Genomic DNA, 12,816 nt, shown 5'->3' with positions numbered 1-12,816 from the left:
TCGGCCAACCGGCCACCACCCAATGATTTCCATGGATATTGACTATGACCCTGACCGGTAATTTCCGATCCCTTTCCCTAGTGTTGTTTTTCGCCGCGACCACCAGCCTCGCGGGCTGTGGCAATACAAAGGACGATGGCGAGCAGAAAGAGCGCCAGTGGCCGGTAAAAGTGGCCCAGGTGAGCAACAGTGGTACTGCGGGAGTGCGCCACTTCGCCGGGCAGGTTAAAGCCGTGCAGGCGCTGGATATGTCATTCCAGGTAGGCGGCAAGTTGGGAAAGTTTTCCATGCAGGAAGGCCAGGTCATTTCCAAGGGCACGGTTATTGGCGCCCTGGATGATCGCGACTACCGCCGACAGGTCAGAGAAGCCAAAGTGCGTGTTGAACTGCTGGAAAAGACACTCGAACGCCAGAGATCCCTCGCCGAGCGAAAAATTATTTCCGTGCAGGCCCTGGACGAAGCCGAGAGCAATTACGACCTGGCCAAGGTCACTCTGGAAAACGCACAGCAGCAGCTCTCCTACGCCACTCTGCGGGCACCTTTCGATGCGATCGTGACCAAGCGCCTCGTAGAAAACCACACCAATGTTAAATCCGGTGAGGGTATCGTGCGCCTGCAGGATATTTCCGAGGTGCGCATCCAGATCTCAGTGCCGGAAAACTTGTTGGCAACCATCGACCGGAAGCAAGTAGATAGTGTTACAGCGACTTTTGAATTCCTGCCAGGTGAGGAATTCGCCCTCGAATACCGCGAACTGCAAGCGGAAGCCAATAAGGTCACCCAGACCTATCTGGTCGAACTGGGCATGCCGCGCCCGCAGCAGGTACAGATCTACCCCGGCATGACCGCGCGTGTAAACCTGAAGCTCAATGCTGCCAACGGCACCCTGCGTATCCCGCTTTCTGCAGTGCAGACCAATGCAGAGGGCGCGCCCTTTGTGTGGCGCATCAATGAGGAACAACGCGTGACGCAGACCGCTGTTGAACTGGGACGCACCGATGGCGAACTGGTGCAGGTGATGTCTGGCCTGCAGGCCAACATGCAACTGGTGGCAGCAGGCGGCCAACACCTGTATGAAGGCGCGCTGGTGCGCAACTACCTGCAACGTGCGACTGTTGACGCACAGGCCGGACTCTAAGCCCTCGGTTAACGCAGTATTCGGAGAGCTTCGTGAAGATATCTGATTTGTTTATTGAGCGTCCGGTTTACAGCTGGACCCTGATTCTTATCTTTTTACTGGGTGGGCTTTGGGGCCTGTCCGATATAGGCCGACTGGAAGACCCCGCATTCACCATTAAGCAGGCGCGGGTATTCACCACTTACCCGGGCGCAAGTGCGCGCCAGGTCGAAGAAGAAGTTACGGAAAAGCTTGAAGTCGCCATCCAGCAAATGGCGCAACTCAAGCGAATTACCTCAACATCTCGTACCGGGCTTTCGGAAATCAATGTTGAGATCAAGGATGAATACCTTTCCGAAGACCTGCCACAAATATGGGATGAACTGCGTCGCAAGGTGAGTGACGCCCGCGCTTCGCTGCCCAAAGGTGCACTGCCTCCCGTCGTGAACGACGACTTTGGCGATGTGTACGGTATCTATTTTGCGATGACGGGTGAAAACTTTACCCCATCGGAAATGCGCGATATTTCCAAGGTTGTACGTCGCGAACTACTCGCGGTGGACGGCGTCGCGCGCGTTTCCCGCTCTGGCGTGGTCGATGAAGTCGCCTATCTCGATGTCGATGAAACCCGATTGGCACAGCTCGGATTTTCCCTCGACGATTTGTCTCAGGTGATCACCTCGGAAACCAGCACCGAGCAATCCGGCGAAGTCGGCGACCGCGACCTGCGCACCCGCATTACCGTCAACAGTCAGGCAACCGACCTGGATTCGGTGCGCAATATTCTGTTCGGCGTACCCGGCTCCACCGCCCTGCTCGCGGTGCAGGACGTAGCCGACGTTTCCCTTTCCTATGATGAAAGCCCGAGCTTTATCGCCCGCTTCAATGGCCAGCCCGCAATCCTGATCGGTGTCGCCGGGAACCTGGACACCAATATTGTGGACGTGGGCAAAGCGGTGGAAGCGAAGCTTGCGCAATTGAAGCAGGGCCTGCCGCTGGGTGTGGAGCTGCACCCAGTGTATGCACAGCATACGGTAGTGGAAGAGAGTGTGGACGGTTTCCTGTTCAACCTGCTGTCTTCCGTGGCCATTGTAATTTTAGTGCTGTGCCTGTTTATGGGCTGGCGCTCCGGCGTGGTGGTGGGCACCGTTCTCGGCTTGACGGTACTCGGCACCCTGCTGTTTATGAACCTGTTTGAGATCAACCTGCAGCGGATTTCCCTGGGCGCGCTGATTATCGCCATGGGTATGCTGGTGGATAACGCCATCGTGGTTGCGGAAGGAATGCTGATCGGCGTCCAGAAAAACCAGCAACCAAAAAGCGCCGCCGCCCGTATCGTGCGCCAGGCATTCTGGCCGCTACTCGGCGCCACCATTATTGGCATCATGGCGTTCTCGGGTATTGGCCTGTCTCCGGACAGCACTGGTGAATTCCTGTTCTCGCTGTTTGCGGTGATTGGCATCTCGTTGTTGCTGAGCTGGGTTCTTGCGGTAACCATCACCCCGTTTGTGGGCAACCATCTGTTCAAGCCCAGTGGACAGACCAACAGCGACGACCTCTACAACGGCAAGTTCTACCGCATGTATGAAGGCGTACTGTCACGCGCGCTGGCCCACCGCCGTATCACCGTTGCCATACTGGTTGCGGTAACCGCGACCAGTTACTTTGCCTTCGGCTTCGTGAAGCAGAGCTTTTTCCCGAGCTCCAATACACCGATGTTCTTTGTGAACTATCACATGCCGCAAGGCAGCGATATCAATCGCACGGATCGCGCGCTACAGGAAGCCGGTGAGTATTTCGAAGGGCAGAAGGAAGTAGAGTGGGTAACCGCGGTCGCCGGGCGCGGTGCCGACCGCTTTATGCTGACCTATGCCCCGGATGCGCCCAACGCTGCCTACGGCCAGCTGATTGTGCGCACCCATGACCGCGAACAGATCCCGCAATTGATCGAGAGTGCGAAGCTTGCGCTGCGCGAGCAGCATCCCGAAGCTCTGATCACCTTCAAACGCCTGGCCTTCGGGCCCGGCAATGTGCCGGATGTGCAGGTACGAATCTCCGGACCGGACCATGTAGTGTTGCGTGCACTCGCCGAACAAATCAAACCTATTTTTCTCGAAAAAGGTCTGGATAACGTGAACCACGATTGGCGCGGGCGCGAACCGGTAATTCGCGCACATATCCTCGATGAGCGTGCCCGGGTTGCCGGTGTCACCAGTGCGGATATCAGCCGCACCATCCAGTTTGCGACTTCCGGCTACCGGCTCGGCAGTATTGAAAGTGGTGACCGCATTATTCCGGTCGTTGCTCGCCTGCCGGAGGCCGATCGCAACCAAGTCGGATCTCTGGAAGACCGGTTAGTATGGAGTGCAAACCAACGCGACTATATTCCCGCAGGACAGTTGGTGGAAAAATTTGAAACCACTGCGGAAGATGGCCTGATTCACCGTCGCAATCGAATCCCGACGATTACCATTAGTGGCGACGCCCCCGCGGGCATGAATGCCATGGCCGCATCTGCGCAGATTTTGGATGGGTACGAAGACCTTTCCCTCCCACCTGGCTACCGCATAGAAATCGGTGGTGTGTTCGAGCAATCCGGCGATGCCCAGGAAAACCTCGGTGCCCGTCTGCCACTCAGTTTCCTGGTGATGATCGTGATTACGGTGCTGCTGTTCGGTACCGTCAAAGAGCCCATTATTATCTGGCTGGTTGTACCCATGAGCCTGGTAGGGGTGGTGGTCGGCCTGCTGGTAAGCGGCTTGCCGTTCGGCTTTATGTCCTTGCTCGGGGTACTCAGTTTGTCGGGCATGCTGATTAAGAATGCCGTGGTACTGGTGGACGAAATTGAAGTCCAGACTCACGCCGGCCTGCCACGCCTGACCGCGATCCAGCAGGCGAGTGTCAGTCGTTTGCGCCCGGTATTCCTCGCCGCGGTAACGACGATTCTCGGTATGTCGCCCCTATTGTTTGATGCCTTCTTTGCGGATATGGCCGCGACCATCATTGGCGGTCTGAGCTTCGCAACGGTGCTGACGCTGATTGCGGTACCAGTGTTCTATGCCATTTTCCACAAGGTGCGTGCAGACGAGTTGATGGTGGAAGTACAGCCTAATGCCACCTCGGTGATCGAACGCAAAGAGCCGGAGCCTGCATAACGCCATTTGCGTCGAGTTCGCGGCTCACTCAACAATGAGTGTGCCGCGATACATTTGCATCTGGCAGTGGAATGGATATTCCCCGGCTTGTTTGGGGTGCACGACTATCTCGGTTAACTGATCCACCCCCAGTTGTGCGCTCACCTCGAGGTCGGGGAACAGCACCCATTCCGCGCAGGGACTAGGGTCCTCACGCAAAAAATGCAGCACGGTTTTCTCATTCGCCGGCACCCGGATACGGTCCGGTGAATAGACCCCATCCTTGACCAGCACCTGCATCTGCGCATCCGCGCCGATAGAGGCCGAACGTTGTTTTCTTGGGGCAATCCAGAACCACCATACGATTGCCGCAATGGCGATCAGCCCTAGCAAGTTAATCAGCAACGTTGCCATTAGCTATCTCCCCCGCCGATGGAATTATTCGTGTGTTCAACCTGTCCTGCAGCAACTCGCGTTGGCTTAAACAGGCGCAGTCGATTGGCATTCGTTACCACGGTCACCGAAGAGAAAGCCATCGCCGCACCAGCAATTACCGGGCTCAATAACATACCGGTTACCGGATAAAGTACGCCTGCGGCAATAGGAATACCCAGCGTGTTATAGATAAACGCGCCGAACAAATTCTGTTTAATGTTGCGTAGAGTTGCGCGAGATAACTCCACCGCGTCGGCGACACCGTGCAGCGAAGAGCGCATCAGCGTGATATCCGCCGACTCGATGGCCACATCGGTACCGGCACCAATGGCAAAGCCCACATCGGCGCGCGCCAGCGCCGGGGCATCGTTAATGCCATCGCCCGCCATACCCACCTTGGCACCTTCTTTTTGCTGCGCAACGACAATCTTTTCCTTGTCTTCCGGCAACAACTCCGCATGCACATGTTCAATACCCAGCTGTTTGGCAACGGCGTTGGCGGTAGCGGCATTGTCACCGGTGAGCATCTCTATGCGCAGCCCCAGTTGCTTGAGGCGTTGTACCGCCGCAGCCGCATCTTCCCGAATTGGGTCGGCCACCGCGATCACGCCGGTAAGCTCGCCGTCTACCGCTGTGTACATCGCGGTCTTGCCCTGCCTGGAGAGGGCGTCGGATTTCTGTTGCCACTCGCCGATCGCCACGCCTTCGCGCTGCATCAGCTTGCTGTTGCCGAGCAGAATAGTGGCACCGTCCACATTTCCTTTTACACCGTGAGCCGTGATTGCCTCAAAGTCAGCAACCGGGCTCAAAGAAAGCGGCTTTTGTTTTGCCGCAGTGACAATCGCCTCCCCCAGCGGGTGCTCGGAGTGACTCTCCAAACTCGCCAGCTTTTGCAGAAGCGCATCGGCATCGCCATTGCTTGCGATATCGGTCAGCTTTGGCGCGCCTTCGGTAAGCGTTCCGGTTTTGTCCACCAACAATGCGTTTAGATCCGTGGCCTGCTGCAGCGCTTTGCCGTTGCGTACCAGTACGCCGTTTTCCGCGCCCTTGCCCACCCCCACCATCACCGACATGGGCGTGGCCAAGCCGAGAGCACAGGGGCAGGCAATAATCAGTACCGAGGTCAGTACCACCAGCATGTGCGCTACTTTCGGGTCTGGCCCCCAATTGAACCAGACCAACGCGGCGACAACGGCGATGATCATTACCGCAGGCACAAAGATCGCAGAAATAATGTCCGCGAGACGCGCAATGGGCACCCGAGAGCTCTGGGCGTTTTTTACCATCTGAATGATTTGTGCCAAACGGGTATCGGCGCCGACTTTTTCCGCCGCAAACAGCAGGCTGCCGTTCTTATTCAGGGTGCCGGCGGTCAGCAGGTCGCCCGCAGATTTTTTCACCGGGACCGGTTCACCGGTGAGCATGGATTCGTCCACCAGGCTGCTGCCATCGACCACACGCCCATCAACGGAAATTTTTTCCCCGGGGCGTACGCGCAGTTGGTCGCCCACGCGCACCTGCTCGATAGGAATGTCCAGCTCTGCGCCATCGCGCAGTACCCGGGCACTGCTGTCTTGCAGCTGCAGCAGTTTTTCCACGGCCGCGCCGGTGCGCCCGCGCGCGCGTACTTCCAGCGCCTGCCCCAAGTTGATCAGGCCAATGATCATTGCGCTGGCCTCGAAATACACGTGCCGCGCGCTCTCCGGCAATACCTGTGGCAGCAGTACAACCAACATGGAAAATAGCCAGGCGGTGCCGGTACCCAGTGCAACGAGGGTGTCCATGGTGGCGGAATGATGACGAAATGCCTGCCAGGCGCCCGTATAGAAATGGCCGCCACAAAACACCAGTACAGCCAGTGTGACCAGACCCACGCTGCCCCAGGCAAATTGCTGAAAAGTGTTGTTCACACCCATCTCACCGGTGACCAGCCCCCATACCATCAGCGGGATACCGAGCCCCAGCGCAATCGCGGCCCGCCACAGCAGATGGTGATAGTGGTGCTGCTCCTCCTCGCGCTGTTGTTCGCGCAGCGCTCTGGCACTAGCCTGGACCGGCTCGGCACCGTAACCGGCGGATTCCACGGCACGGACACAGGCACCCGTTTCGGCGCTGCCCTGTATCACCAGAGTTTTATCAGCCAGGTTTACGCGGGCTTCGTCTACTCCAGTAACGCCTTCCAGTGCTTTTTCTATCTTGCGCACACACCCGGCGCAGCTCACACCGTGTAGCTGGAATGTCTGGGACGCGGCAGCCGTCTTGTTTGCCGGGGCGCCATCCTTCGTGATTCCCACGCGTTTCTCCCTGTGTCGATCTCTTAATCGTCGATCTGTTAATCAATGTAGCTGGGCATACTAAAAGCTTCCCCCCGGGGAAGGGCAAGTCAGGCACGTGTACACCGACCATATTGAGCGGCGCTATCACCACAATAAAAAAGCATATACTTATTTTATTGGCGAAAGCTGCTACCTTAATAAAAAACAAATTCGTTATTTATTTTGGGCATCCATGAACAACGCAAAGACCACGCTGATCACCGTGATGCTGGTCACCCTGATCGGCTCCGCCGGTATCGCGCTCCCGTACCCGGTACTCGCGCCACTGTTTCTCGATGGGCCGGCTACTGAGTTAACCCACTTTATGGGGCTGCCACCAAAACTGCTACTCGGTGTCGCACTGGCCGTATTTCCCATCGGCCTGTTGATCGGCAGCAGCGTTTTGGGCGCGCTGTCCGACCAGTTTGGGCGTCGCCGCACTCTCGTACTCACCTTGATTCTGGCAGCTGCGGGCTACGTATTGGCTGCACTCGCACTGAGCTGGCAAAACTTTATGCTGTTCATCGCCGCGCGCTTTGTCACCGGCTTGTGTGAGGGCAACATCGCCATTGCCCGTGCCATGGCTGCAGACCTCCATCCAGTTATCGACCGCACCCGCGCTTTGTCACTGGCAATGTCCTGCGCCTATGCCGGCTGGCTACTCGGGCCGCTGAGTGGTGGCTATTTGGCGGTATTTGGAGCCGCCGTGGTGTTTTGGGCCGGTGCGGCGGCAGTGATTGCCTGCGCTCTACTGTCGCAGTTGTTTTTACCCAAGGACAAGCCGTCCGCGCGCGCAAGCGGTAATCTGCTGCAACTTGTTCGCTCGGAAAACTCGCTGACCCTGTGGCGAGAGCCGTCGATTCGCGCTCTGGCGCTGTTTAACCTGCTGTTCTGTCTTGGGGTAAACGCCTTTTACGAATTTTATCCGTTTTGGCTGGTGGAGAAGTTTAGTTACGCGCCGCACGACATCGCGTGGAATACCGTCGTCGCTACCTCGGTAATGATTACCATGAGTGCGTTGGCGGTACCGCCATTGAAGAAACGCTTAGGCGCGAATCCCGTGGTATTTAACGGCGCATTGTTACTGGGTGTTCTGCTGGCGTTACTGCCTCTCACAAACAGCCAGGGCGCAATTGTGATGTTCGCGTTGATTGGTGCCAGTATCGCCACCGTGAATGGCGTCTTCCCGGCAATTATGTCCGAGCGTTTTGAGCAGTACGGCCAGGGCAAAGTGATGGGTCTGCTGACCGCAAACTTTTGCCTGACCAATACCATCATTGCGCTGCTCGGCAGTGTGCTTGCACTACTGGGGAGCCAATGGACCCTGGTACTCGGCGGCGCCTTATGCCTTGCTAGTGCCATCTGGTTCGCAGCACTTCATCGCGCATCGTATAACTGGCCGGCGAAGGGGATCCCTCGTTGAATATTTCTGAGTCCAAGACCGCGGAAACTACCGCCCAAACCACCGGGAAAGCTGCGGATAGCACCGGGGATTCTCGCGAGCAAATCCTCTATTTTCTCAAGACTCGCGGCGCCCAGTCCGCGACGACAATCGCCGAGCACCTGAAAATTTCAGTGGTCGGTGCGCGCCAGCATCTGAATCGTATGGCAAAGGATGAGCTACTTGCGCGCTTTGACAAGGCAGAGAAAGTTGGCCGCCCCACCAGTTTCTGGGAATTGACCGAAAAGGCTCACCAGCGGTTTCCCGATCGCCACAGCGATCTGACCGTCAAACTGATCGACAACGTTCGGGAAATTTTTGGTGAGCAGGGCCTAAATGCCTTGATCGACCAGCGTGAAAAGGAATCCCTGACCGAATATGGGTCGGCCCTGGCCAGCTGTAAAAGCCTCGGCGCACGGATAAATAAACTCGCGGAAATCCGTAGCCGGGAGGGATATATGGCCGAAGCGGTACAGGAAAAGCGCGGGGTGTGGTTGCTGTTAGAAAACCACTGTCCAATCTGTGCCGCCGCCCGAGAGTGCCAGGGCTTCTGCCGTTCAGAGCTGGAAATCTTTCGGCAATGCCTGCCTACGGCAAAAGTAGAGCGCTGCGAGTATCTGCTGGATGGCGCACGTCGCTGCGCCTATCGAATATCGCAGCAGGCGTAACCGCAAGACCCACTCGGGTCGCTTGCTGCAAGCGAGAAATGGCGCCAAGTAGATGGCGGTAGACCGACCAAACAGACACCTAATTCTACTCCCGGTGACTTGACCCGGGGTGGTATCATCGCGGAATGAAACACCCCCTGCTTCCGGAACGTCCCCTTGTAGTATCCCCCACTCTGGCCGCCACGCTCGGCCTGGAGGAGGCGGTGCTACTTGGCGCCTTGACCGACCTGATACCATTTTTGCCGGTTGAGTCACATCCTGGCCGAGACTGGTATACCGCAGAGGGTGAGCAGCTGCAGCAGCTGTTGCCTTTCTGGGAACCCAATGACATTCAGCGGGTATCTACGAGTCTGCGCAATCAGGGCGCGCTATTGTTGGGGGCCGCGCCCTACGGCAGTAGTGCCGTATTGAAGTTCGCGCTGCCAGCGGGACAAGCGCGCGGCAATACGCAAGCACAGCAGACGTCACCAGCTCCGTCCCCGGTACCGCACATGCCGGTACAGCGGGCGGCGAATATCATTTCCCCCAGCTGGCAACCGGATGGCGAAACCATGGCGCGCATCGCGCAACTGGGCGTGCCGGAACATTTTGTGCGCGAACAGTTGCCAGAGTTTGTGACCTATTGGCGCGACCGCGGCGAAAGCAGACACTCCTTTGGTTCCCTGTTCCTGAAACTGGTAAAAACCAAGTGGGAGTCTTACCGGGCAACGCAGGGTCGCAAGCAACCCCTGCCCGACCACTGGCGGCCGGGGGAAGATACCCTGCGCAAACTCTCCGATGAGGGCGTCCCCAGTACCTTTGTGCAGCGCTGCTTACAGCGTTTCGTGGAGTACCATCGCAACAGCGCCAAGCAATCCATTTCCTGGGATCTCGAGTTTAACGACTGGGTAACCGAGGACTGGGAGAAGCAGGACACACCGTTTATAGAGAAGCGGAAGCCCGAGCCAATGATGCGCGACTGGCAGCCCAGTGAGAACACCTGGGAACAGCTGCGTCGATTGGCCATCAACCCCAGTTTTGCTTCAGAATTACTGCCCGAATTTATCTACAAGTGGCTCGAGCGCGGTGGACACAGTGCCCGCTGGGGAGAACAGTTTATCGAGTATGCGCGCACCGAGTGGGCGTACTACTGCCAGGGCATCGAGAAAAACCCGGTCGCCAAGCCGATTTCTCGCAACTGGCAACCGACCAGTGACTGCCTTGGCCACCTCTTGAATCAATGTGAAATTGACCGCGAATTTGCCCTTGGCCTGGTACCGGAATTCCGCCTCTACTGGCGTGAGCAGGGTGCCGCACGCAAAAGCTGGGATTCCGTCTTCGTACGTCACGCCCGTCACCAGTGGGCCGAGCGCAACAAGTTCGCGATAGGACAACACCATGGCAAGCCACAAGAGCCCGGGAATGCAGCCAACCAACGCACCAGAGATACATCAGTCTGGGACATCGTCACAGACACAAACTGGTAACGCCGAACTGGAAGCGCGCAAGCGGGCACTTAACGAGGTGTTCGGTTTGCTCAAGCTGAGTTATCACAATCAATTTAACTCGGCCTTCCAGGATGTGCAGACCCTGAACCAAGCCAAGCGGTTGTGGCTGGAATCTCTCGCCGGCTTCTCACCGGAGCAGATCCTCGCGGGCGCAAAGCGTGCCGTCAAGCAGTGTGAGTACCTGCCCACTGTGCACAAGATGCTGCAGCTGTGTGCGGAAGGCGAAAACGGCCTGCCGGACCCGCGTGCCGCCTATCGCGAGGCCTGTAACGCCCCGAGCCCCAAGGCCAACCAGAAGTGGAGCCATCCTGCGGTGTACCACGCGGGGCGTGCAGCGGACTGGTTCTTCCTCGCCAATAACCCGGAATCCTCCGCTTACCCGGTATTTGCCAGCCATTACAAAAAGGTTTGTGAGCGCCTGCTCGCCGGCGAAAGCCTACCGGCACCGCAACAGGTTCAGTTGGAGCACCAGCCGGCCAAGCCTCTGTCCAAAGCTGAAAATGCCAAGAAGTTGGCGGAATTGCGCGCACAACTCAAAATATGATGTGATCTAGCTGCTGCGCCGTCGCGTAGCAGTGAGTCCCGACAGGAAGTTCCGGGACGCTACAAAACACCATTTCCATTCTCCAGAGCAGGTATCGCCATGGTTAGGCTCCTCCTTCTGCTTGTGGTACCCCTTTCATTGCTGGCCAGCAGCCCAGCAAACGCAGACTTTTACTCTCACCGCTACGGCGGGCTAGCGATCCAGAGCACGGCCCTCGACGATGTGTGCGGAAACTCACAGTCGTTCGTCAGCGGCCTGAATAGCTCCAACCAACTCGCGACATTTTCCAACTGCAGCGACAGCGGTGAAGGTGCAAAGCTCTATGCCGGATGGCGCTGGAGCCCTTATTTCGCGCTAGAAGCCGATTTGCGACAAACCACCAGTGCAACCTCAAACTTTGCCATCAGTAATCCACAGTTCCCCCAACTGTTTGTAAAAGATCGTGTGACGACTCGTATGGGGAATGCTTTTTTCGTCAGCCATCTACCGGTGGGTGGGTCCGGGGTCAGCGTATTCGGCAAAATAGGCGGTGGCTTCTGGTTTAACCAGATACGCTCGCTGCAGCGCGGCGATACCCTGGCGGTGGTACAGCTCCAAGATGGCTCGCTGCAGGCCGTGACCTTCCCTGTGGAGGGCGAGTTCAACGAAAGTGCCAGTGGCTTCCACTGGGGCTACGGTGCCGGCGTGAGCTACCGACTGCGCGATCGCTGGACCATCCGCGCCGAGTGGGAACTATTTCCTGAAGTAGGTGGCGATACAACAAGAGGCGAGTATCAGTTGGAGTCCGCATCACTGGGCTGGAGCGTCATCTTCTAAGCGGGAACCTAGCGCACTGCCTGACGGTAATATTCCATCCACAGCGACGGGGTATTACCCTTTGTGCACAGAAATACTGGATAGCATTGGGGATAACTCCTGAATAGCGGCGCAGGCCCCCGTGGTTGCTGGGCTCGCGTTTTCGGCTATTTTTTCATCGCCATTTTTCCACAACCCTCGCGCAATCTTCCCCACCAATTTGTGCCTTTCTAACTCTTCCGCAGGAGTAGTTTGTCCGTTTTCTTTTCCCACAAATAGTTTGCCTGTCACTTCTGTGGTACGCCTGGAGACACAGTAGTTAATGACTGATTTATCGCGCTTTTTACGAGTTATGCACAGACGGTTACACACAGAAACCTTGGACAGAGTTGTGGGTAACTACGGGATATTCGATGGGAGCGGCGTGGTTATTGGGGTTGCGGCGGCGGCTAAAAAAACGCCATTGGAAATTGGGGATAAACCTTCTTGAAGGCTACTGAATTTTATCCTGTGGATAGACGAGTAAGTGTGGATCTAAGGGGGCTTAGAGCGAGGAAGGGGTGCGGTGGTGATGACCTACACTGGGTGTCGAGCTGCGCTCGCCATCGCTGCGCGACGCCTTTCGGCGCCCCAAGCTTTGCACCTGCGGTGCATGGCTTGTCACATGGCAGCGCTTTGCGCTGCGTGGTAGTGGCAGTAATTCATCGTATCCTAAATACAAAAAAGGCCACCCCATTTGGGGTGGCCTTTTTTGTATTTAGAAGCCTGACGATGACCTACTCTCACATGGGGAATCCCCACACTACCATCGGCGATGTTGCGTTTCACTTCTGAGTTCGGCAAGGGATCAGGTGGTTCCACAACTCTATGGTCGTCAGG

9 protein-coding genes and 1 rRNA gene are annotated in these 12,816 nt (G+C 57.0%); 7 read left to right on the top strand and 3 right to left on the bottom strand.

The window, feature by feature from the left end:
• The first annotated feature begins 44 nt into the window (after positions 1-44).
• Positions 45-1,139: an efflux RND transporter periplasmic adaptor subunit gene (locus LCM31_RS14935; RefSeq protein ID WP_224871400.1), complete on the top strand. Its 1,095-nt coding sequence runs from the start codon at positions 45-47 to the stop codon at positions 1,137-1,139.
• A gap of 32 nt (positions 1,140-1,171) precedes the next feature.
• Complete coding sequence (locus LCM31_RS14930; RefSeq protein WP_224871398.1) at positions 1,172-4,273, top strand: efflux RND transporter permease subunit; 3,102 nt, start codon at positions 1,172-1,174, stop codon at positions 4,271-4,273.
• Between the two features lie 24 nt (positions 4,274-4,297).
• On the opposite strand, the gene LCM31_RS14925 is transcribed toward LCM31_RS14930, so the two are convergent.
• Both LCM31_RS14925 and LCM31_RS14920 read right to left on the bottom strand, forming a co-directional pair.
• A complete protein-coding gene (locus tag LCM31_RS14925) occupies positions 4,298-4,666 on the bottom strand; it encodes a cupredoxin domain-containing protein (protein WP_224871396.1) in 369 nt (122 codons plus the stop codon).
• Positions 4,666-6,981 carry a heavy metal translocating P-type ATPase gene (locus LCM31_RS14920; protein WP_224871394.1) on the bottom strand — a complete coding sequence of 772 codons (2,316 nt, stop codon included), beginning with the start codon at positions 6,979-6,981 and terminating at the stop codon, positions 4,666-4,668. The genes LCM31_RS14925 and LCM31_RS14920 overlap by 1 nt, the downstream gene beginning before the upstream one ends.
• A 214-nt stretch (positions 6,982-7,195) precedes the next feature.
• Between LCM31_RS14920 and LCM31_RS14915 the strand changes: the two genes are divergently transcribed.
• From LCM31_RS14915 to LCM31_RS14895, 5 genes are all read left to right on the top strand, one after another.
• A complete protein-coding gene (locus LCM31_RS14915; protein WP_224871392.1) occupies positions 7,196-8,425 on the top strand; it encodes an MFS transporter in 1,230 nt (409 codons plus the stop codon).
• Complete coding sequence (locus tag LCM31_RS14910) at positions 8,422-9,111, top strand: helix-turn-helix transcriptional regulator (protein WP_224871390.1); 690 nt, start codon at positions 8,422-8,424, stop codon at positions 9,109-9,111. The genes LCM31_RS14915 and LCM31_RS14910 overlap by 4 nt, the downstream gene beginning before the upstream one ends.
• Positions 9,112-9,236: 125 nt before the next feature.
• The gene (locus LCM31_RS14905; RefSeq protein ID WP_224871389.1) at positions 9,237-10,577 is read left to right on the top strand and encodes a DnaT-like ssDNA-binding domain-containing protein; all 1,341 of its coding nucleotides are present in this window, start codon (positions 9,237-9,239) and stop codon (positions 10,575-10,577) included.
• Positions 10,513-11,142, top strand: coding sequence for a replication protein P (locus tag LCM31_RS14900; protein ID WP_224871387.1), 630 nt, complete (start codon positions 10,513-10,515; stop codon positions 11,140-11,142). The genes LCM31_RS14905 and LCM31_RS14900 overlap by 65 nt, the downstream gene beginning before the upstream one ends.
• Positions 11,143-11,241: 99 nt before the next feature.
• Positions 11,242-11,958 carry an outer membrane protein gene (locus LCM31_RS14895; protein ID WP_224871385.1) on the top strand — a complete coding sequence of 239 codons (717 nt, stop codon included), beginning with the start codon at positions 11,242-11,244 and terminating at the stop codon, positions 11,956-11,958.
• Between the two features lie 742 nt (positions 11,959-12,700).
• Here the strand turns inward: LCM31_RS14895 and rrf are convergent.
• A 5S ribosomal RNA gene (gene rrf, locus LCM31_RS14890) occupies positions 12,701-12,816 on the bottom strand.

This window comes from Microbulbifer agarilyticus (assembly GCF_020171345.1).
GTDB classification, from domain to species: domain Bacteria; phylum Pseudomonadota; class Gammaproteobacteria; order Pseudomonadales; family Cellvibrionaceae; genus Microbulbifer; species Microbulbifer agarilyticus_D.
The sequence above is the reverse complement of the archived record's forward strand: the minus strand, read 5'-3'. Positions and strand labels throughout refer to the sequence as shown.

Excerpts from the sequence above, each read along its gene's own strand:
- LCM31_RS14895 (WP_224871385.1), top strand. The coding sequence starts at position 11,242 with ATGGTTAGGCTCCTCCTTCTGCTTGTGGTACCCCTTTCATTGCTGGCC.
- LCM31_RS14935 (WP_224871400.1), top strand. The coding sequence starts at position 45 with ATGACCCTGACCGGTAATTTCCGATCCCTTTCCCTAGTGTTGTTTTTC.
- LCM31_RS14900 (WP_224871387.1), top strand. The coding sequence starts at position 10,513 with ATGCAGCCAACCAACGCACCAGAGATACATCAGTCTGGGACATCGTCA.
- LCM31_RS14905 (WP_224871389.1), top strand. The coding sequence starts at position 9,237 with ATGAAACACCCCCTGCTTCCGGAACGTCCCCTTGTAGTATCCCCCACT.
- LCM31_RS14915 (WP_224871392.1), top strand. The coding sequence starts at position 7,196 with ATGAACAACGCAAAGACCACGCTGATCACCGTGATGCTGGTCACCCTG.
- LCM31_RS14925 (WP_224871396.1), bottom strand. The coding sequence starts at position 4,666 with ATGGCAACGTTGCTGATTAACTTGCTAGGGCTGATCGCCATTGCGGCA.